At 68.6% G+C, this 19,291-nt stretch carries 18 protein-coding genes; 8 read left to right on the top strand and 10 right to left on the bottom strand.

Features of this window, described 5'->3' with window-relative positions; genetic code table 11:
- The first annotated feature begins 39 nt into the window (after positions 1 to 39).
- Positions 40 to 2,073 (top strand): phage holin family protein, encoded by a 2,034-nt coding sequence (locus tag GXK59_RS10145; RefSeq protein ID WP_160666471.1) that lies wholly within the window; start codon positions 40 to 42, stop codon positions 2,071 to 2,073.
- Positions 2,074 to 2,127: 54 nt separating this feature from the next.
- Here the strand turns inward: GXK59_RS10145 and GXK59_RS10140 are convergent, their stop codons facing one another.
- From GXK59_RS10140 to panB, 4 genes are all read right to left on the bottom strand, one after another.
- Positions 2,128 to 2,886 carry an MBL fold metallo-hydrolase gene (locus tag GXK59_RS10140; protein ID WP_160666469.1) on the bottom strand — a complete coding sequence of 253 codons (759 nt, stop codon included), beginning with the start codon at positions 2,884 to 2,886 and terminating at the stop codon, positions 2,128 to 2,130.
- A gap of 13 nt (positions 2,887 to 2,899) precedes the next feature.
- Positions 2,900 to 3,217, bottom strand: a complete 318-nt coding sequence (locus GXK59_RS10135) for a carboxymuconolactone decarboxylase (protein ID WP_160666467.1) — start codon at positions 3,215 to 3,217, stop codon at positions 2,900 to 2,902.
- A gap of 106 nt (positions 3,218 to 3,323) precedes the next feature.
- The gene (locus tag GXK59_RS10130; RefSeq protein WP_160666465.1) at positions 3,324 to 3,719 is read right to left on the bottom strand and encodes an SHOCT domain-containing protein; all 396 of its coding nucleotides are present in this window, start codon (positions 3,717 to 3,719) and stop codon (positions 3,324 to 3,326) included.
- A 224-nt stretch (positions 3,720 to 3,943) separates the two neighbouring features.
- Positions 3,944 to 4,897: a 3-methyl-2-oxobutanoate hydroxymethyltransferase gene (gene panB, locus GXK59_RS10125; protein WP_160666463.1), complete on the bottom strand. Its 954-nt coding sequence runs from the start codon at positions 4,895 to 4,897 to the stop codon at positions 3,944 to 3,946.
- A 264-nt stretch (positions 4,898 to 5,161) separates the two neighbouring features.
- Between panB and glnA (GXK59_RS10120) the strand changes: the two genes are divergently transcribed.
- The 5 genes from glnA (GXK59_RS10120) to GXK59_RS10100 all read left to right on the top strand — a co-directional run bounded on the left by glnA (GXK59_RS10120) (position 5,162) and on the right by GXK59_RS10100 (position 10,967).
- Complete coding sequence (gene glnA, locus GXK59_RS10120) at positions 5,162 to 6,502, top strand: type I glutamate--ammonia ligase (RefSeq protein ID WP_160666461.1); 1,341 nt, start codon at positions 5,162 to 5,164, stop codon at positions 6,500 to 6,502.
- A gap of 9 nt (positions 6,503 to 6,511) precedes the next feature.
- Positions 6,512 to 9,523 (top strand): bifunctional [glutamine synthetase] adenylyltransferase/[glutamine synthetase]-adenylyl-L-tyrosine phosphorylase, encoded by a 3,012-nt coding sequence (locus tag GXK59_RS10115; protein WP_160666459.1) that lies wholly within the window; start codon positions 6,512 to 6,514, stop codon positions 9,521 to 9,523.
- A gap of 81 nt (positions 9,524 to 9,604) precedes the next feature.
- Complete coding sequence (locus GXK59_RS10110; protein ID WP_160666457.1) at positions 9,605 to 10,036, top strand: VOC family protein; 432 nt, start codon at positions 9,605 to 9,607, stop codon at positions 10,034 to 10,036.
- An 83-nt stretch (positions 10,037 to 10,119) separates the two neighbouring features.
- Complete coding sequence (locus GXK59_RS10105; protein ID WP_160666455.1) at positions 10,120 to 10,635, top strand: GNAT family N-acetyltransferase; 516 nt, start codon at positions 10,120 to 10,122, stop codon at positions 10,633 to 10,635.
- Positions 10,636 to 10,766: 131 nt separating this feature from the next.
- Positions 10,767 to 10,967, top strand: coding sequence for an AsnC family protein (locus tag GXK59_RS10100; protein WP_160666453.1), 201 nt, complete (start codon positions 10,767 to 10,769; stop codon positions 10,965 to 10,967).
- 112 nt (positions 10,968 to 11,079) lie between these two features.
- Here GXK59_RS10100 and glnA (GXK59_RS10095) read toward each other — a convergent pair whose 3' ends face one another.
- The gene (gene glnA, locus GXK59_RS10095; RefSeq protein WP_160666451.1) at positions 11,080 to 12,504 is read right to left on the bottom strand and encodes a type I glutamate--ammonia ligase; all 1,425 of its coding nucleotides are present in this window, start codon (positions 12,502 to 12,504) and stop codon (positions 11,080 to 11,082) included.
- Between the two features lie 297 nt (positions 12,505 to 12,801).
- On the opposite strand from glnA (GXK59_RS10095), the gene GXK59_RS10090 reads away from it, so the two are divergent.
- Positions 12,802 to 13,239 carry an RDD family protein gene (locus GXK59_RS10090; RefSeq protein WP_160666449.1) on the top strand — a complete coding sequence of 146 codons (438 nt, stop codon included), beginning with the start codon at positions 12,802 to 12,804 and terminating at the stop codon, positions 13,237 to 13,239.
- Positions 13,240 to 13,386: 147 nt separating this feature from the next.
- Here GXK59_RS10090 and GXK59_RS10085 read toward each other — a convergent pair whose 3' ends face one another.
- From GXK59_RS10085 to lipB, 4 genes are all read right to left on the bottom strand, one after another.
- Complete coding sequence (locus GXK59_RS10085; protein WP_160666447.1) at positions 13,387 to 13,761, bottom strand: DUF3817 domain-containing protein; 375 nt, start codon at positions 13,759 to 13,761, stop codon at positions 13,387 to 13,389.
- 145 nt (positions 13,762 to 13,906) lie between these two features.
- A complete protein-coding gene (locus GXK59_RS10080) occupies positions 13,907 to 14,668 on the bottom strand; it encodes a DUF4191 domain-containing protein (protein ID WP_160666445.1) in 762 nt (253 codons plus the stop codon).
- Between the two features lie 89 nt (positions 14,669 to 14,757).
- Entirely contained in the window at positions 14,758 to 15,765 is a 1,008-nt protein-coding gene (lipA, locus tag GXK59_RS10075) for a lipoyl synthase (RefSeq protein WP_160666443.1), read from the bottom strand.
- The gene (gene lipB, locus GXK59_RS10070) at positions 15,762 to 16,430 is read right to left on the bottom strand and encodes a lipoyl(octanoyl) transferase LipB (RefSeq protein ID WP_160666441.1); all 669 of its coding nucleotides are present in this window, start codon (positions 16,428 to 16,430) and stop codon (positions 15,762 to 15,764) included. The genes lipA and lipB overlap by 4 nt, the downstream gene beginning before the upstream one ends.
- 108 nt (positions 16,431 to 16,538) lie before the next feature.
- Between lipB and GXK59_RS10065 the strand changes: the two genes are divergently transcribed.
- Entirely contained in the window at positions 16,539 to 18,323 is a 1,785-nt protein-coding gene (locus tag GXK59_RS10065) for a serine/threonine-protein kinase (RefSeq protein ID WP_160666439.1), read from the top strand.
- A 33-nt stretch (positions 18,324 to 18,356) separates the two neighbouring features.
- On the opposite strand, the gene GXK59_RS10060 is transcribed toward GXK59_RS10065, so the two are convergent.
- A complete protein-coding gene (locus GXK59_RS10060; RefSeq protein WP_160666437.1) occupies positions 18,357 to 19,259 on the bottom strand; it encodes a TIGR01777 family oxidoreductase in 903 nt (300 codons plus the stop codon).
- Between the last annotated feature and the right edge of the window lie 32 nt (positions 19,260 to 19,291).

Raw genomic sequence — 19,291 nt, 5'->3', positions numbered from 1 at the left:
GATGAGTGCCGGCAGGCCACGGCCGGACATACTGGGAAAATGCCGACGCGCGCTGCCCGCACCCGCGGCGTCCGAGTCACCGACCTGGCCAGGCTGGCCATTGCCTGGGCCGGCTCGACTGTGGCCCTGATCGTCACCGGTGCGCTGCTGCCGGGGTTCTCTGCAACCAGCTGGTGGGCATACGCAGCCGTGGCGGCGGCGGCCGGCATTGTCGGTCTGGTCTTGCGCCCCGCTCTGGTCGAGATCTCGGCCAGGGTGGGCTGGCTGGCAGTTCTTCTGACCGCCCTGCTCGGGCAGGCCCTGATCATGTACCTCGCCATCCGTCTGGTGCCCGGCATCGAGTCGACGGCGTGGACCGCCGTCGCCGCAACCTGGGTCAGCGCTGTGGTGGGCACGCTCATCTCATGGGCCGCCACAGCCGGAACGGATGACGGCCTCATCACCTCGCTGGCCGGCAGGGCACGCCGGCAGAATCCGGTGACTGATCCCGAAATTGACGGCGTCCTGTTCGTGCAGCTCGACGGCGTCCCCTTCCCGGTGCTGCAGTGGGCGGTCCAGTCCGGTGCGGTTCCCCACATCCGGCGCTGGCTGTCTTCGGGGGAGTACACGTTCCGCGAATGGACACCGCAGCTGCCCTGCACCACGCCGGCCAGCCAGCTGGGCATCCTGCACGGCACCGTTGACGGGGTCCCGGCGTTCCGGTGGTACGACCGGAAGCTCAACCGGGTCCTGGTGGCCAACCGGCCGGCCGATGCCAGGGTGATCGAGGAAAAGCACCGCACCGGCCAGGGCCTGCTCTGCGATGACGGGGTCTCCATTTCGAACCTGTTCACCGGTGACGCGCCCCGGTCGCTGCTGACGATGAGCCGGGTGGAAGTCAGGCGCGGATCCGCCCAAACCCGTCGTGCATTCGCCTGGTTTTTCACGTCGCCGAACGGGTTCATGCGCAGCCTCACCCGGACCGTCGGGGAGCTCCTCAAGGAACGGTGGCAGGCCCGGCGCCAGGTCAAGAATGACCTCGACCCGCGCGTGCGCCGGGACTGGACCTTCGCCCTGCTACGGGCAGTCACCAACAGTCTCCTGCGTGACCTGAACACGGTCCTGGTGGCCGAGGAGCTGCGTCGCGGCACGAAGAGCATCTACGTCGACTACGTTGACTACGACGAGATCGCCCACCACGCCGGCGTGTTCCGGCCCGAGTCGCTCGCCGCACTGGACGGCCTGGACCGCACGCTGGGATCCCTGGCCCTGCTCGCCGCATCCGCTCCCCGCCGCTACCGGCTGGTCGTGCTCTCGGACCACGGCCAGTCCCAGGGCACCCCGTTCGCCGACCGCTATGGCCAGACGCTCGGCGGCCTGTGCGCGGAACTTATGCACGAACACGTACAGAACGTGGACGCGTCCGTCGAAGGGCTGGGGCGCGCGGACTCCTTAGCCGGAGACATCGCGTCCGGCCGGATGGCCGGGAAACTCGCGGTCCGTGCCGATGAGGGGCTGGCCAGGGCCCAGCAGACGTCGGCTCCCCGCGAAACCGCCGAGGAGCCGGTTGTGGTGCTGGGTTCGGGCAATCTGGGACTGGTCTACGTGCGGGGCGACCGGCGGCGGACGCTCCAGGGACTCGACCGGGAGTGGCCGGCCCTGATCCCGGGCCTGGCCGGTCATCCCGGCGTCGGCTTTGTCGCCGGCATCGATGACGAGGGCCGGGCGTGGGCGATCGGTGGCGGTGGCCGCGTCAACCTCGCAAGCGGTGGGGTGGAGGGTGACGACCCGTTGGCTGTCTTCGGGTCCCACGCGGCCCGGGTGCTTGAGCGTGCGCTGATGGACCCCGAGGCGCCGGATCTCTACGTCAACAGTGCGGTGGATCCGGTGACCAACGACGTTGCGGCGTTCGAGGGCCTCGTCGGTTCCCACGGGGGCCTCGGCGGGTGGCAGGACCGCGCGGTGCTGCTCGGCCCGGCCGATCTCATGGCGGGGCTGCCGGAGCGGATCGAGGGCGCCGATGAGCTGCACCGTGTTCTGGTGGCGATGCTCGAGTCGTGTGGCCAGCGTCCCGCGATGGTGTTCCCCCGCTAAGTGAGCGAACAATTCCGGGTGGCCGGCCGGCGGGCCGGCCCGCAGGCCGTAAGTTCACGCCGGTGCCACCCATGATTGGCCAGGGGAGAGGACAACTGCCGTGCAGCCAGGGGCGTGTTCCGCCACGGCGTCAGCAAACCGGCGCCCGGGCAGCTCCAGCCAGCTGCGGGCAAAGTGGGTGACGAAGGGAGGGTGCAGCGTTCCCCAGTGCACCGGCAGGGCGAACCGCGCGCCGCTCATGGCGACAGCCAGCGCGGCGGTCTCCGGGGACAGGTGGCCGGCCGAGAGCCTCGGTCCCCACCCCCAGACCGGGACCAGGGCGACGGAGATGGGGCCGCCCGCCATGGCGGGGATACCGGCCATCTCCGGGTACAACCCCGTGTCGCCGGCGATCCAGACGATGCCCGAGGGGCCGCGGACCAGCTGGCCATTGGCGTCGTTGGGACGGTGCAGCATGGGGCGGTGGCGGTGCTCGGCCGGCACCTGGCGAATCCCGACCCCGCTGCGTACCGGGGTCCAGCCGTCCCCCAGCGGAACTGCAGGCGACAGCGACCGGCGGCGCAGCCAGGCGACGTTCGCCGGAGCGCTCATCAGGACTGCTCCCTGGACCATGCGGAGGGAGCGCAGTTCGGCATGGTCGTGGTGCAGGTGGGACAGGAGCACGACGTCGGGCCGGTTCCACGCCGTGGGGTCCGGCCGGGGTGCCAGGCGCCGCAGCAGCCCGGCATGAGGACGAAGCAGCGGATCGGTCAGGACCCGTACGCCGTCGAGATCAAGGACCACAGTGGAGTGACCCAGCCAGGTGAGTCTCATGCCGGGTCCTGCGCTACTTCGTCTCTTCCTCCAGCACTGCGATCGCGAAACCGAGCGCTTCGGTGATGTTGATCGCGGCTGACATCGTCCGGGCCGTTCCGATGATGGGCGCCACGGCGACGAGCACGTTTTGGACATCCCTGGCCGTGACGCCTGACTCGATCGAGGGGCCCACATGGGCCAGGTAGGAGACAGGCCGGGCATCGACGGCGGCCAGGGCGGCGATGCGAATCATGAGCAGCGCGTCGGCCGGCAGGTCTGAGCGTCCCAGGGAGGCGTTGGTAATGGCGCCGATGGTCTCGAGCACCGGGTTCTCGCTCTGAGCGGACATAGTTGATCTCCTTCACGGGGGGTTGCCATGACAGCCCCGGGCGGGGCTGCCAATCGTCAGCACGAAGAAACACGCACCGGGCTTGGGCACGGCCCGGCAGCTCTGCTCAGGCCATGGCCTTTGACTTGAGGGACTCAAACTCGGTCTGGCTGATGGCCCCGGAGTCGAGCAGGGCCTTGGCATCGGCGATCTGGCTGGCCGGGCTGGCCGACTTGCCCGCGACGTGCTGGATGTACTCCTGCTGGGCGGCCTGCTGCCGGGCCACTTCGGCCATCTGCCGGTCGGCCATGCTGCGGCCCCGGGCGATCAGGTAGATGAGGGCGCCCAGCCACGGCAGGAAGACCAACAGGATCGCCCAGCCGGCCTTGCCCCAGCCGCTGAGTGTGCTGTCGCCGAACATGTCAAACAGGCAGCGGAACCACACCATCAGTGCGGAGATCCAGATGAAGAACCAGAAGCTCCACAGCAGGACATTCCAGAAGTCAGTCGAAATTGAGTCCATGGCTACTCCTCCACTAGTGCCCGCCGGGGCCCGGCCCGTCGCTTCGCGCACGAATCCGTCCGGGACGGCGGAACATCTGCTGAGGCCCGATGCAGGCCTGTACTGGCCAGCCTGCCCGGACTGGCGGCCTGCCGCATCGCCCGTGAAGGATGAGGTGGCGTTGCAAGCCCGCAGCGCAGGCGTGGAAGATCGGGCCGCCGCGCCGGTCCGGGAGGAGCTTTGGCCTAGAAGGAGTGCTCGGGGCCGGGGAACTGGCCGGAGCGCACGTCCTCGCCGTAGGCCTTGGCGGCGTCGCTGAGGGAGGTGCGCAGGTCCGCATACTGTTTGACGAACTTGGCCATCCTGCCGCCGCGCAGGCCCGCCATGTCCTGCCACACGAGCACCTGTCCGGTAGTTGCGTTGCCGGCGCCGATGCCTATGGTGGGGACGTCGACGGCGGCGTCCACGGCTGCCGCCGTCGCCGCCGGAACCATCTCCATCAGGACGCAGAACGCCCCGGCGTCGGCGAGGGCGACGGCGTCGTCAATCAGCCGCTGGGCGTCATCGCCGCGGCCCTGGACGCGGTAGCCGCCGAGGGCGTGCTCGCTCTGTGGGGTGAATCCGATGTGCGCCATCACCGGGATGCCGGCCTGGACCATGGCCCGGACGGTCTCGGTGTAGAACTTTCCGCCCTCGATCTTGACCGCGTGGGCGAGTCCCTCCTTCAGGAACCGGACGCCGGTGGCCACAGCCTGCTGCGCGGAGACCTCATAGCTGCCGAAAGGCAGGTCTGCCACGACGAGGGCACGCTTGGCGGAACGGGTGACAGCGCGGCACAGCGGGAGCAGCTCGTCCACGGTGACGGGCAGGCTGGTCTCGTTGCCGAAGACGTTGTTGGAGGCCGAGTCTCCCACCAGGAGGACTTCGATGCCGGCCTGGTCGAAGATCTCCGCCGTGTACTGGTCGTAGGCGGTCAGCATGGCAAAGCGCTCACCGTTGAGCTTGGCCTGGCGCAGGTGGTGGGTGCGGATCTTCGCCACGGGCTTCCGTCCGCCGGGCTCGTGCCCTGCGGGCGGAGCTGTGGCCGAAGCTGCGGCCGGGGCCGCGGGCGTGCCTGCGGCCTGCGCTGCCGGGCCGTTGCCATACGGGGCGGCTAGTTCTGCGGGCATGCTGGAATCGGGGCTGGTGCTTGTGGCCATGGCACGAGCGTAGTGCGATACCGCGGGTCCTAGCTACCGGGCTCCAACCCGTGGTCAGGTGAATCACATCACACGGGCGCCGGCGGGATGCCGCTGCGGTGCCCCGGGGCGGCTAATTTCCGCCTCCAAGTGTTAACGCTGTGTTACGCAGGGCAGCTGTGCCAGCAATCGGTGGCAATGATTAGTAAAGTGAACGGTGAGCAGCTGCGGGACCCATGCACGACGGGCCTGGGGCACGGACGAAAGACCCGGAAAGAGGCCAGTATGGACCGCCAGCAAGAGTTTGTCCTGCGGACGATCGAAGAGCGCGACGTGCGGTTCGTGCGGCTGTGGTTCACCGACGTCGTCGGATCGCTGAAGTCCGTGGCACTGGCCCCGGCCGAAGTGGAAGGCGCGTTCGAGGAGGGCCTGGGCTTTGACGGCTCCTCCATCGAGGGCCTGGCCCGCGTGTTCGAGTCCGACATGCTGGCGCAGCCGGATCCCGCCACCTTCCAGATCCTGCCGTGGCGCGGAGAGACCGAAGCGACGTCGCGGATGTTCTGCGACATCCTGACTCCCGACGGCGAACCCTCCGCCGCTGATCCCCGCAACGTCCTCAAGCGCAACCTCGCCAAGGCCGCGGACATGGGCTTCACCTGCTACACGCACCCCGAGATCGAGTTTTACCTGCTGAAGTCCCAGCATCCCGGTCCTGACGGTTCGCCGGTCCCGGTGGATGAGGGTGGCTACTTCGACCACGTTCCCGGCGGCGTGGCGCAGGATTTCCGCCGCACGGCCGTGACCATGCTGGAATCGGTGGGCATCTCGGTCGAGTTCAGCCACCACGAGGCCGGCCCGGGCCAGAACGAGATCGACCTGCGTTACGCGGATGCCCTGCAGACCGCAGACAACATCATGACGTTCCGCACGGTGATCAAGGAGGTCGCGCTGCAACAGGGCACCTACGCCACTTTCATGCCGAAGCCGTTCACCGCCCACCCGGGTTCCGGCATGCACACCCACTTCTCGCTCTTCGAGGGCGACACGAACGCCTTCTACGAGGCCGGAGCGGAGTTCCAGCTCTCCGAGACGGCGCGGCAGTTCATGGCCGGCATCCTCAAGCACGCCCCGGAGTTCACCGCCGTCACCAATCAGTTCGTGAACTCCTACAAGCGGCTCTGGGGCGGGGGAGAGGCGCCGAGCTACCTCAGCTGGGGCCACAACAACCGCTCTGCCCTGGTCCGGGTTCCGCTGTACAAGCCGGGCAAGGGCCAGTCCGCCCGGATCGAGTACCGCGGCATCGACTCGGCGGCCAACCCGTACCTGGCCTACGCCGTGCTGCTTGGTGCCGGGCTCAAGGGCATCGAGGAGGGCTACCAGCTCCCCGCTGCCGCCGAGGACGATATCTGGTCGCTGAGCTCGGCCGAGCGCCGCGCGATGGGCCACGATCCGCTCCCGGCGTCCCTGCACGAAGCCATCCGGACCATGGAGGATTCCGAGCTGATGCCGCAGATCCTCGGCGAGCAGGTGTTCGAGCACTTCCTGCGCAACAAGCGTGCCGAGTGGCAGGACTACCGTCTCCAGGTCACGCCCTACGAGCTGCAGCGCAACCTCGGCATCCTTTAGGCGGCCCGGGTGAGCCTGGCACGACGCCTGATCGCGGCCGGTTTCAGCGATCTGGAAAAGGGCGAACGGTTCCTGGCCGCCCCGGAGCTGGCGGAACTGGACCTGGAGATTCTTTTCGCCGGGCTGCAGCTGGCCGCGAACCCGGACACGGCGCTGCAGTGCCTCGTCCGGCTGATCGAAAAGCACCCGGACCTGCGGAAGCTGGCAGTCGCGGAGCTGGAACGCAGCGAGCCCATGTACCGGGTGCTGGGTGCCTCCGAGGCGCTGGGTGAATTCCTGATCCGCCACCCGGAACACCTTGACTCCTTCGAGGTGACGGCCAGCCCGGAACCGCGGGCCGCGGATGCCGCCGGCCTGCGCGCCCGGTTGCTGCGCTCGGTGCGGGCGGATCCGAAATCCGCCCGCCCGGTGGCCGGTTTGACCGGCCAGGAAGGGTACGTGGCGCTCCGCACCGAGTACCGGCGGGGCCTGGTCGAGCTGGCCGTCAAAGACCTCTGCGCCGCCGACCCGCTGGACTTCCTGCCCGCCGCCGGCGCCGAACTGGCGGACCTGGCCGGCGCCGCGATCGAGGCCGCCCTGGCCGTCTCCCGGGCTGAGGCCGCCGAGCACTTCAGCGCCGGGGAGGTGGCCGACGTCGGGCTTGCCGTCATCGGCATGGGCAAATGCGGCGCCCGCGAACTCAACTACATCTCCGACGTCGACGTCATCTACGTCATTGATTCCGGCGGGCTCGATGACCCGCGTGCCAACACGATCGGTACAGCCCTGGCCACCGGCATCTCCCGGGCCATCATGTCCGTCGGCCGCGAACCCGGGCTGTGGGAGGTCGACGCGAACCTGCGCCCGGAGGGCAAGTCCGGGCCGCTGGTCAGGACCCTGGCCTCGCACGAGAGCTACTACGCCCGCTGGGCCGAAAGCTGGGAATTCCAGGCGCTGCTGAAAGCGCGGACCATCGCCGGGGACCTCGATCTCGGCGCCCGCTACGAAGCCGCCGTCGCGCCGCTGATCTGGTCCTCCGCCGGCCGCGAAGGTTTCGTGGAGTCGGTCCGGTCGATGCGCCGCCGGGTCACTGAACACATCCCCGCCGAGGAGGAACAGCGGCAGATCAAGCTGGGCCGCGGGGGACTCCGCGACGTCGAATTCACCGTCCAGCTGCTGCAGCTGGTGCACGGCAAATCCGACGAGACGCTGCGCTGCCGCGACACCACCTCGGCCATCGCCGCCCTGTCCGCCGGCGGCTACATCGGCCGCTCCGACGCGGCCGAGTTCGACCGCTGCTACCGGTACCTCCGGCTGCTGGAACACCGGATCCAGCTCTTCCAGCTGCGCCGCACGCACCTCATGCCGGTCTCGGAAGCCGCGCTGCGCTCCCTCGCCAAAGCCGTCCTCGGACCTTTCTCCAGCGGACGGCCCAAACCCGACGCCCTGGAAGAAACCTGGCGGAAAACCAAGCGCTCTGTCCGGGAGCTGCACGAGCGGATCTTCTACCGCCCGCTGCTCAACACCGCCGCATCGCTCAGCAGCGAGGAAGCCAGGCTCAGCCCGGAAGCCGCGCAGGGGCGCCTCGCCGCGCTGGGCTACCTCGACCCGGTCGGCGCCATGCGGCACATCGAAGCGCTGACGGGCGGAGTCAGCCGGCGGGCCGCGCTGCAGCGCCAGCTCCTGCCCATCCTGCTCGGCTGGCTCGCGGAAGGCGTGGACCCCGACGCCGGCCTGCTGGCCTTCCGCCGCGTCAGTGAAGCCCTCGGCACCACCCACTGGTACCTCGGCATGCTCCGGGACTCGACGGCGGCGGCCGAACGCCTGTGCCACGTGCTGTCCAACTCCCGGCTGATCGCGGACCTGCTGGAGGTCTCGCCCGAATCCGTGGCCTGGCTCGGCTCGGACAAGGAACTGGTGCCGCTGAGCTTCGAAGCGCAGTGGCTGGAGATCGCCTCGAAGATGTCCCGGCACGCCGAGCCGGAAAGCGCCATGCGCCTCATCCGGCTGATCCGGCGTCGCGAGATCCTGCGGATCGCGATCGCGGACAGCGCGGGGCTGTTGGACCAGGACCAGGTCGGCGCAGCGCTGGCCGACACCGACCGGGCCGCGGTCCTGGGCGCACTGCGCGTCGCGGAAACCATGGTCGCGGCCGAAGGGCCGCTCAAGACGCACGTGCTCGTGGTGGCGATGGGACGCCAGGGCGGCCGGGAGATCGGCTACGGCTCTGACGCTGACGTCATGTACGTGCACCGCGGGCTTCCCGGGGTCCCGGAGGACGAAGCACAGCATCAGGCGCTGCAGATCGTCAGCAGACTCTCCAACCTGCTCACCCAGCCGCTCAAGCCCGCCATCCTCGCCGAGCGCGTCCTGATGGTGGATGCAGACCTGCGCCCGGAGGGCAGGAGCGGGCCGATGGTGCGGTCGCTGGAGTCCTACGCCGAGTACTACCGCCGGTGGTCGCTGGTCTGGGAGGCGCAGGCGTTGCTGCGGGCACGCCCGATGGCGGGCGACGACGGGCTGGCCGCCGACTTCGTGGCACTGATCGACACCATCCGTTACCCCGAATCGCTCTCCGAGCAGGACGTGCGCGAGGTCCGGCGCGTCAAAGCCCGGGTGGAAGCTGAGCGGCTGCCCCGCGGAGCGGACCCTGCCCGGCACCTGAAGCTGGGCCGCGGCGGCCTCGGCGACGTCGAATGGCTGGCCCAGCTGCTGCAGCTGCAGCACGCCGGACAGCACCCCGGGCTGCGGACCACGTCCACCGTCGAGGCGCTCGAGGCGGCGGCCGCCGTCGGCCTCCTCGACGCGGGGGACGTGGTGATCCTGCTCCGGGCCTGGCGCCTGGCGAGCCGGATCCGCTCCGCCAATGTAATCTGGACCGGCCGGGCCTCGGACGTGCTGCCGTCCTCACGCCGGGACCTGGAGGCGGTGGCCCGCTGGTGCGGTTACGGGCAGGGCAACGCCGCCGCCCTCGAGGAGGACTACCTCCGGCTCAGCCGCCGGGCGCGGAGTGTGTTTGAGCGCGTTTTCTACGGCCAGTGACTCCCTCCGGCGCTCCGGCGGGTTGCCGGAGCGGAGCATCCGCGGGCTGACACTCCGCAGGTGCGGTGCTACTTTATCCGCATGGCCAGACAACTCTTTGTGAATCTCCCCGTCAAGGACCTCGACAAGACGGTGGAGTTCTTCACCGCGTTGGGTTTTTCGTTCAATCCTGACTTCACCGATGAGAACGCCACATGCATGATTGTCAACGACGACGCTTTTGTGATGCTGCTCGTCGAGTCGTATTTCAAGACCTTCACGTCCAAGACCTTCACGTCCAAGGCCGTCGCGGACGTATCCGGGGCCGCCGAAGTCATCATGTCCTTCTCGCTGGACAGCCGCGAAGCCGTCGACGAGCTCATCCGGAAGGCCCTGACCGCCGGCGGCGCACCGTCCCAGGAAGCCCAGGACTACGGCTTTATGTACACCCACAGCTTCCAGGACCCGGACGGCCACCTGTGGGAAGTCTTCTGGATGGACCCGGCCGGGCCGCCGAAGGACGCGGCGCTCTGAGCCGGCCGGCCCAGCCGGCCGGCCCAGCCGGCCGGCCCAGCAGCCGGCGCGGGCGCGCCCGCCGGTTTGGGTACGCTTCTGTTATGCCTGAAAATGTGTGGCTGCTGCTGCTGAAGAACCTCGACGACGACGCGCGCGCCATCAAGCTGGGCGAGATCGCCGGGCTCGAAGTCACCGAAGACCAGCGCAGATTCGTCGGCGACCCGCTGCGGATGGTGCTTATCGGGCTCGAAGAGGACTCCCGCCAGCCCTTTGCGATCGACGCCAACGGATCCGCAGTCGGGGTCCTGACGCTGCAGGCCGGCGCCGCGACACTGGCCGGCTGGGCGGACGACGACTCGGCCTGGCTGCTGCGCGGCTTCCTGATCGACCGCCGGCAGCAGGGCCGGGGGCTCGGCACGCTGGCTGCCGATGCCGCCGTGCGGGCGGCCGCGAAACTGACGGCAGCCCTCGGCGGCGGCCAGGCCGGCGTCGTGCTGTCCGTCAACGAGGAAAACCCTGCCGGGCAGGCCGCCTACCGCAGGGCCGGGTTCGAGGACCGCGGGCAGTATTTGGGCGGCGGCGCCGGGCCGCAGCGGACGTTCTACCGGGCGTTCTGACCGGCCCGCCGTCAACGGATCGTTGGCGCGGCCGGCGGCCAGGCAGGGCGCCACGGCTGCAGTTCCGAGTTGTGTCAACCTTCGTTGACGTTTCTTTCGTTGTCAACTAAGGTTGACGGCAGGAGGTCCTGATGGAAACACTGATCGGTTCGATGGACGGCACGGGTCCGGCGGAGGCGCTGTACGCGGTCGCCGAACTGCGCAAGGAAGTAGCCCGGACAGAGTCGGAAGCGGTGCTGCGCGCGCGCCGCGCAGGCCTGTCATGGGAAGCCATCGCGACGTGCCTCGGCGTGAGCAAGCAGGCGGTCCATCGGAAATACGGAAAGCGCTGAAGCGGACTGTGCGTGGAAGCGGCATCAAGAGGCCATGACTTAAAGACCGGCGGCCCCCACCAAAAGGTGGGGGCCGCCGTCGTGCAATCCTGTGACGGAACGCCGCTGGTGGCTAGACGCCGTAGTACAGCTCGAACTCGTACGGGTTCGGGCGCAGCGAGAGCGGACGGATCTCGTACTCGTACTTGTACTCGATCCAGGTGTCGATCAGGTCCTGGGTGAAGACGCCGCCAGCCTGGAGGAACTCGTTGTCCTCGGCCAGGGCATCCAGGGCTTCTTCGAGCGTGCCGGGAGCCTTGGGGATGTCCTTGGCTTCCTCGGCGGGGAGCTCGTAGAGGTCCTTGTCGATCGGAGCCGGCGGTTCGATGCGGTTGCGGATGCCGTCAATGCCGGCCATCAGCTGGGCCGCGAAGGCCAGGTACGGGTTGGAGGAGGGGTCCGGAGCGCGGAACTCGATGCGCTTGGCCTTCGGGTTGGAGCCGGTGATCGGGATGCGGATACCGGCGGAGCGGTTGCCCTGCGAGTAGACCATGTTGACCGGAGCTTCGAAGCCCTTGACCAGGCGGCGGTAGGAGTTCACCGTCGGGTTGGTGAAGGCCAGGACGGCCGAGGAGTGCTTCAGCAGGCCGCCGATGTACCAGCGGGCCATGTCGGAGAGTCCTGCGTAGCCCTTTTCGTCGTAGAACAGCGGCTCGCCACCGTTCCACAGCGACTGGTGGCAGTGCATGCCCGAGCCATTGTCACCGAAGACCGGCTTCGGCATGAAGGTGACCGACTTGCCCCAGGCATCGGCGGTGTTCTTGATGACGTACTTGAACTTCTGCAGGTCATCAGCCGCGTGGGTCAGGGTGGTGAACTTGTAGTTGATCTCAGCCTGGCCGGCGGAACCGACCTCGTGGTGGCTGCGCTCGACCTCGAGGCCGGCCTCGTCCAGGGCGATGCACATGGCGTCGCGGAGGTCGGCCTGCTTGTCGGTGGGGGAGACCGGGAAGTAGCCGCCCTTGACCGGGGTCTTGTAGCCGAGGTTTCCGCCCTCTTCTTCGCGGCCGGTGTTCCAGTGTGCTTCCTCGGAGTCGATCTTGTAGAAGCTGCCCTGCGGGGAGGACTGGTACTGGACGTTGTCGAAGACGAAGAACTCGGCCTCGGGGGCAAAGAATGCGGTGTCGGCGATGCCGGTGGAAGCCAGGTAGGCCTCGGCCTTCTCGGCCACGCCGCGGGGATCGCGGTGGTACGGGTCACCGGTGCGCGGGTTCACGATCGAGAAGTTCAGCGCGAGCGTCTTCTCAATGCGGAAGGTGTCCACGAACGCCGTCGTGACGTCCGGGATGAGCTGCATGTCAGACTCGGCGATGCCCTGGAAGCCGCGGATCGACGATCCGTCGAAGAGCTGGCCGTTGACGAAGAAGTCTGCGTCAACGCTCTTCGCGGGGACGTTGAAGTGCTGCTGAACGCCCGGGAGGTCGGTGAAGCGGATATCAACGAATTTGATGTCTTCGTCTTTGATGAACTTGAGGACTTCGTCCGCAGTCTTGAACATCTATGCTCCTTATGCATGTGAAAGATCTGGCCGTCAGGCCGTGTGGTCCAGCGCAATCCGACAGCGGGGAAACACAAAGGTCTGCCCCGCTCCTATGCCGCTAGCAACTGTTACCACCCTAAGGACAAGGGATTTCCCGATGGTGTCCGCTTTGTTTCCGGCAGGTTACAGAATGCCCTGACGGGTAAACGGTAGTCGCTGTCCACAACGTGGCCTATCCGCGACCAGAGTGTGGCCGCCAGGTGTCCACACTCTGAACAGCGCCGGGCGGGCGTCCATTGCCGATAGTCTTGGAGGGTGGTTGATCGCAAAGATATAGGCTCATGGCTCAGCGGGCCGGACACATCCGGCATTTCAAAGTACCCGGGGGAGCGGCTGGGCCTGCCCGAGTCCGGACCGGGGTCCATTGCCCGCGCCGGCCGGCGCATCGTCGCCATCTGCATCGACTGGGGCATCGCGCTGCTGATCAGCAATTACGCATTCGCCGGAGACTCCTGGGCAACCCTTGCCGTTTTCGCGATCGAACAGGCGCTGCTGGTCGGCACCCTCGGCTACAGCATCGGCCACCGCATCGTGGGGATCCACGTGATCCGGCTCGGCGGCGGCCCGGCCGGTCCGCTGCCGGCCCTGGTCCGCAGCATCCTGCTGTGCCTTGTGATCCCCGCCGTCATCTTTGACCCGGACCACCGCGGACTCCACGACAAGGCCATGAACACCGTCCTGATCCGGATGTAGCTCCTAGCCTCCTCGCATGTCGTCCGTTTGCCACGAATGGCCGCTAAACTTCCTGGCGGTTTCTAGCGGCCATTTGCGTCAGATGGATGTGTAGGTGGTGCCGGAACCCGGCCGTATCGCCCGCCGGCGCCGAAGTTCCGGGCGGGGCTAGACTCCGGCCTTCTCGCCCGCACGCTGCCGGGCCGGCGTTGAAGCAGCCTGCGCGGCCCGGACTGTCAGGTAGCCGCGGCAGCCCGCCCAGCGCTCAAACCCCACCGTGGCGAACGGGAACACCGCGGAGAGCCCGGCGAACAAGGCCACCCGGAAGGGCCAGCGCTGCATGCCCCACAGGCTCAGTGCTGAGATCCCGTAGCCAATGAAGAAAGCCCCGTGGATCGGTCCCGCGATCTCAACGCCGAGCTCCGTGGTCCGGGTGACCCACTTGAGGAACATGCCCACCAGGAGCGCGGCCCAGCTGAAGGCCTCGGCGACAGCCAGGGCCCGGAAGATCCGAATTACGGCAGACGTGGACGGCACTTTCATGGCGGAGCTCCAGATTCTGTCCCGAGGGACGCAGGGGACACAGTGGGACGAAGGCGGACGCAAGGATAGCGCGGGCAAAAGGAAACGCCCCGGCTGCCGACCTGGAAGGCGGTGACCGGGGCGAACCTGTTCTCTGGCTGGTGGCCTAACGTCCGCGGGCTGCTTTGCGGTCCGGACGGGCCTTGTAAGGATCGATGCCCTTGGGGATGGGCAGGCGGCTGCCGAGCGAGGAGATGCGTTTGGAGACCGTGCTGACCTCGAGCTTGGTCAGTTCGTTCTTCATCTTGGTCATCTTCTTGGCGACCTGGCTGATCGGAACCTGGCCCTCGCCGCGGCCGCTTTCAATCACGTGGATGGTGACGTTGGGCAGGATGCGGGCGAGCCGCTTGCGTTCGGCGTCGAGCAGCGGCTTGACCCGGGTGCTGGGGCCCTCGCTGACGAGCACGACGCCGGGACGGCCGATAGCGCGGAAGACGGCGTCCTGGGTGCGGGGGTTTACGGCGACGGGCTGTTCTTCGACGATCCAGCCGCGCTTGAGCGTGCCCAGTGCGGCACCCGAGGCGCCGGGCTGGTTTTCAATCCGGGCGAAGGCGGCCCGCTCGGCGCGCCGGGACAGGACCAGGGTTGCCGCGAGGACGCCCAGCGGGATGCCGATGATCAGGCCGGTGATCCAGTTGTCCAGCAGGAATCCAATGACGAAGCTGACAGCCACGACGCCGAGGAACGCCAGCAGCATGAGCCACGGGACCATGGGATCGTGCTGGCGGGTCATCTGGAAGACCTCGCCGATCTGCTTCAGGCGGCTCGGCTTCTTGACCTTGGCCGCCTTGGGCTTGCGCGAAAAAAGGCCGCGCTTCGGAGCATCAGAAGCCGGAGTGGAGTTGCTGGAATCAGGGGAGTTCGCCATAGTGCCTTAATTCTACGTGATGGACCGCGAAGGGCCGGACGCCGGATTCCTCCGGTGCCGGCCCTTCGCCGTGATCGTTACGGCTGGATTCAGGAGTGCGCCGCGAGCAGCGAGCTGGCTTCCTGGCGGGTGCTGCCCGAGCTTTCGATGTGTGCGAGCTGGGCCGGGATTTCCCAACCCTTCTTGCGCATTGCGGTGGCCCAGAGCCGGCCGGCGCGGTAGGAAGAACGCACCAGCGGCCCGGACATGACGCCCAGGAAACCGATCTCGTCGGCTTCCTGCTGCAGGTCCACGAACTCCTGGGGCTTGACCCACCGGTCAACCGGGAGGTGCCGCTCGGACGGGCGCAGGTACTGGGTGATGGTGATCAGGTCGCAGCCGGCCTCGTGCAGGTCGCGCAGCGCCTCGGAGATTTCCTCGCGGGTCTCGCCCATGCCCAGGATCAGGTTGGACTTGGTGACCATGCCGAGCTTGCGGCCCTGGGTGATGACGTCCAGCGACCGCTCGTAACGGAACGCGGGACGGATGCGCTTGAAAATCCGCGGCACGGTCTCAACGTTGTGGGCGAATACCTCGGGCTTGGAGTCGCAGATCGCTTCGATGTGCTCGGGCTTGCCGGAGAAGTCCGGGATCAGGAGCTCGACGCCGGTGCCCGGGTTGAGTTCATGGATCTTGCGGACCGTTTCGGCGTAGAGCCAGACGCCCTCGTCCGCGAGGTCGTCGCGGGCCACCCCGGTGACGGTGGCGTAGCGGAGCTGCATCGCCTGGACCGAGCGGGCCACCTTGGTGGGTTCGAAGACGTCCACGGGGGAGGGCTTGCCGGTGTCGATCTGGCAGAAGTCGCAGCGCCGGGTGCATTCGGAGCCGCCGATCAGGAACGTGGCTTCCTTGTCTTCCCAGCACTCGAAGATGTTGGGGCAGCCGGCCTCTTCACACACCGTGTGGAGGCCTTCCTTCTTGACGAGTTTCTTGAGCTGGACGAACTCGGGACCCATCTGGACCTTGGCCTTGATCCAATCCGGTTTGCGTTCCACCGGGGTGGCCGCATTGCGCTGCTCGATACGCAGCATTTTCCGGCCTTCTGGTGCCAGGGTCACAGTAGAGCTCCTTCGTGGGTTGCAACTAGCGCTTCTTCATTGTTGCGCAGTTCTTCGATGATCCGCGAAACGAGGTCGGCGGGGGTGACGTCCCGGCCCGTCTCCTGCGAGATGGTGGTGACGCCGGCGTCGGTAATGCCGCAGGCGATGATCTGGGCGTAGGGCGCGAGGTCGTTGTTGCAGTTGATCGCAAAGCCGTGCATGGTGACGCCCTCGTGGACGCGGATGCCGATCGCGGCGATCTTCCGCGCTGGACCGTTCGCGTCCTGGTCGATCCAGACGCCGGCGCGGCCCTTGATCCGGACCGCGTGGATGCCGTAGTCGGCCAGGACGGCGATGATCACGGCTTCGAGCCGCTCCACGTAGTCGCGGATGCCGGCCTTGTTCCTGAGCTTGATGATGGGGTAGCCAACGAGTTGTCCCGGACCGTGCCAGGTGAGTTTGCCGCCGCGGTCCACGGGAACCACGGGAGTGCCGTCAAAGGGGCGTTCGTGGTCCTCGGTGCGCTTGCCTGCCGTGTACACGGCGGCGTGTTCGAGCAGGAGGACCGTACTGGGGGCAGTGCCGGCGAGGACCCTCCCATGGAGTTCGCGCTGGATGTCCCAGCCGCGGGTATATTCGACGAATTCCGGGGCGAGACCCAGCTGGGAGAACTCAAGAGTCATGGCATCCAGCTTAGACCCCGGCTGTCGCGGCGACCGATTCTGTGGTGAAGCTCTCATGGCCTGTGGATAACTTCTGCGGGATTCCGCGGGATCGGCTATTCCTTGGTTATGGAAGATTTCTCGCCGTCCGGCGCTTCGGCGCCCGAGGTTCCCGGATACGACGTCGGCCGTTGCCTGGGGCGCGGCGGCAGCGCCAAGGTGTGGCTGGTGACTGCACAGTCGACCGGGCGCGAGTATGCGCTGAAATGCTTCTCCGCCGGCGACGGGCCCGGCCGGGATGACGCGGAGGACGCTGCCCGGCGAGAGACCCGAATACTCTCCGTCCTGGACCATGAGCACCTGGTGAGGGCGCACGACGTCGTCCGGCTGGGCGGGGGAGCCGCGGGAAACCTCGGGCTGACCATGGATTACGCGGCGGGCGGTTCGCTGGGGCAGCTCGTGGCCAGCCGGGGGACGCTGGGGCCGGGGGAGACGGTGACTGTCCTGACTCCGATCGCGCAGGCCCTCGCGTACCTGCATGGCCAGGGCTTCACCCACGGCGACGTCTCACCCGGCAATGTGCTGTTTACGGCACACGGCAAACCGCTGCTCGCCGATCTGGGCGTGGCACGCATGGTGGCTGACGCCAGGGCGGTATCCGGGGCCGGGACCGAGGGCTTCAGCGACCCTGCCCCGGTGGACGCCGTCCGCGCCGGGCTGCAACCGGAGCGCGATGTGTATTCACTCGCTGCCGTGGGCTGGTTCTGCCTCACCGGCCACCCTCCAGAGCCCGGGGCGCAGCGTCCGCCGCTGCCGCTGCTGGTTCCCGGGGTTCCGCCTGCGCTGTCCGCAGCCCTGGAATCCGGACTTCAGGAGGACCGCAGGCTCCGGCCCACCGCCGCCGAACTGGCGGCCGCCGTTCACCGCAGCGCCGGAGCGGCACCGGTGGACCTCTCCGTCTCGGTCCACCCCACGGTCATTCCGCAGCTGCTGACCCGCCGCTCCCTGCCCGGCACCGCCCGGGAGCGGCGGGCTGAGCAGCTCCGGTCCCTGCCGCACCGCTTCCGCGGGCCCCGCGTAGCCGCGCCGTTTCCTGCCGCCGTGCATCCGGGGGCCGGGCGCCGGGCCGGGAGCCTCAGCGCGCGCCACTCCGCCCGCCACTCGGGCCGCCAGAGTCCGGCGGGCACGCGCTCCTTCCGGCCCTCCGCGGCCCGCCCGGCACCTCCGGGCCGCGCCTTCCGGGCCGTGGCCGTGGGCGTGGCACTCCTGGGGATCCTTGTCGCCGTCTGGGGGTCCGCCGGTGCCGGCCTGATTCCGGGTTTCTCCGCCAGGGACCCCGGTGCCGTCACGGAATCCGCCCCGGCATCCGCGGCGCCGGCATCCGCGGCGCCGGCATCCGCGGCGCCGGCCCCCGGTGGTGCCGGCCTCCCTCCTGGGCTGGAGGCACAGCTGGCATCCCCGGACCCCGGTGAAGCAGTCCGCGGACTCGCCCGGCTTCGCTCCCTGGCGTTCAGTTCGGGGGACTTCGGGCTGCTGGAGCAGGTCAACGTGCCGGCGTCGACCGCGGCCGCGGCGGACGGCCGGATCAGCGCCGGGCTCAAGGAATCCGGCCGGGTGCTGGCCGGATTCACCATCCTCCTGACCCGTGTGGCCGCGGAGGGGGATGCCGGCCACGGCCAGGCGGTGGTGGTCGTCACCGCGAGCACGCCCGCCTACCAGGAACGCGACGCAACCGGTGCGGTGCTGGCCGAGGCGGCAGAGGGGCCGGAACAGCGGTTGCGGCTGGTGCTGGCGCCGGTCGAGGGCCGCTGGCGGATCCAGGACATCCTCCCCGACGGAGACATCGGAGACACCGGAGATCCCGCGGCCCACGTCCCGGCCGACACCAGGGCCCCAGGCAGCTCCGGCGGCTGACGGCCGCCGGGCTCCACAGGACCTCGGGGCTCCTCAGGAGTCTGGACCGCGGTCCGCCACCCAGGCGGCTGCCTGGGCGAGCGACGGGTGCTGCCATTCAAAGCCGGCCCCAACCAGGGCAGCCGGTTCCATCCGCTGGCTGGCGAGCAGCAGTTCATTGGCGAGCTGGCCCATCACCAGGCGCAACACCGGGGCGGGGACGCGGAGCACCGCCGGGCGGTGCAGGGCACCTGCCAGCTGGGCGATCAGCGAGTTCACATCCGCGCTTTCCGGGGCACACAGGTTCACCGGCCCGGATAGTGGACTGCTGAGCAGGAAGGCATAGGCGCCGGCAACATCGGGGAGCGTGACCCAGGGCCAGTACTGCCGGCCGCTGCCCAGCGGTCCGCCCACACCCAGGCGGAGCAGCGGCATCAGCCGTCCCAACGCGCCCCCGGAACGGCTCAGGACGACGCCGGTGCGGGGCGTGACCACCCGGACGCCGGCGGGGGCCTCGTGCGCGGCTGCCTCCCAGTCGATGCAGATCCGGGCGAGCACGCCGCTGCCGGCGGGGGCGTTCTCCCGGAGCACCGCCGGGCCCGCGTCGCCGTAGTAGCCGGAGGCCGACTGGCTCAGGAAGACCGCCGGGGGAGTGTCCAGGCGCCCCATGGCCGCCGTCAGGGTCCGCGTCGCCCCCAGCCGAGAGGCACGGAGTTCGTTGATGCGGGACCGGGTCCAGGGCCGGTCTCCAATACCGGCGCCGGAAAGGTTGACGACGGCGTCGGCCCCCTTCAGCGCGGTGTCGTCGATGCTGCCCTCTCCGGGGTTCCACTGGAACTCGGCCGGCGAGGCGGGCGGACGCCTGACCAGTGTGCCGACGTCGTGCCCGGCGCTGCGCAGGGTGCGGGAAATGGCGGTTCCGATCAGCCCTGAGGCTCCGGCAACAATGATTCTCATGATCCATCTCACCATGCCCGGCACGGCGGGGA

Source organism: Pseudarthrobacter sp. ATCC 49987 (assembly GCF_009928425.1).
Classification (GTDB): Bacteria; Actinomycetota; Actinomycetes; order Actinomycetales; family Micrococcaceae; genus Arthrobacter.
The sequence above is the reverse complement of the archived record's forward strand: the minus strand, read 5'-3'. Positions and strand labels throughout refer to the sequence as shown.

Excerpts from the sequence above, each read along its gene's own strand:
- GXK59_RS10145 (WP_160666471.1), top strand. The coding sequence starts at position 40 with ATGCCGACGCGCGCTGCCCGCACCCGCGGCGTCCGAGTCACCGACCTG.
- GXK59_RS10140 (WP_160666469.1), bottom strand. The coding sequence starts at position 2,886 with ATGAGACTCACCTGGCTGGGTCACTCCACTGTGGTCCTTGATCTCGAC.
- GXK59_RS10135 (WP_160666467.1), bottom strand. The coding sequence starts at position 3,217 with ATGTCCGCTCAGAGCGAGAACCCGGTGCTCGAGACCATCGGCGCCATT.
- GXK59_RS10130 (WP_160666465.1), bottom strand. The coding sequence starts at position 3,719 with ATGGACTCAATTTCGACTGACTTCTGGAATGTCCTGCTGTGGAGCTTC.
- panB (WP_160666463.1), bottom strand. The coding sequence starts at position 4,897 with ATGGCCACAAGCACCAGCCCCGATTCCAGCATGCCCGCAGAACTAGCC.
- glnA (WP_160666461.1), top strand. The coding sequence starts at position 5,162 with ATGGACCGCCAGCAAGAGTTTGTCCTGCGGACGATCGAAGAGCGCGAC.
- GXK59_RS10110 (WP_160666457.1), top strand. The coding sequence starts at position 9,605 with ATGGCCAGACAACTCTTTGTGAATCTCCCCGTCAAGGACCTCGACAAG.
- GXK59_RS10105 (WP_160666455.1), top strand. The coding sequence starts at position 10,120 with ATGCCTGAAAATGTGTGGCTGCTGCTGCTGAAGAACCTCGACGACGAC.
- GXK59_RS10100 (WP_160666453.1), top strand. The coding sequence starts at position 10,767 with ATGGAAACACTGATCGGTTCGATGGACGGCACGGGTCCGGCGGAGGCG.
- glnA (WP_160666451.1), bottom strand. The coding sequence starts at position 12,504 with ATGTTCAAGACTGCGGACGAAGTCCTCAAGTTCATCAAAGACGAAGAC.
- GXK59_RS10085 (WP_160666447.1), bottom strand. The coding sequence starts at position 13,761 with ATGAAAGTGCCGTCCACGTCTGCCGTAATTCGGATCTTCCGGGCCCTG.
- GXK59_RS10080 (WP_160666445.1), bottom strand. The coding sequence starts at position 14,668 with ATGGCGAACTCCCCTGATTCCAGCAACTCCACTCCGGCTTCTGATGCT.
- lipB (WP_160666441.1), bottom strand. The coding sequence starts at position 16,430 with ATGACTCTTGAGTTCTCCCAGCTGGGTCTCGCCCCGGAATTCGTCGAA.
- GXK59_RS10065 (WP_160666439.1), top strand. The coding sequence starts at position 16,539 with ATGGAAGATTTCTCGCCGTCCGGCGCTTCGGCGCCCGAGGTTCCCGGA.
- GXK59_RS10060 (WP_160666437.1), bottom strand. The coding sequence starts at position 19,259 with ATGAGAATCATTGTTGCCGGAGCCTCAGGGCTGATCGGAACCGCCATT.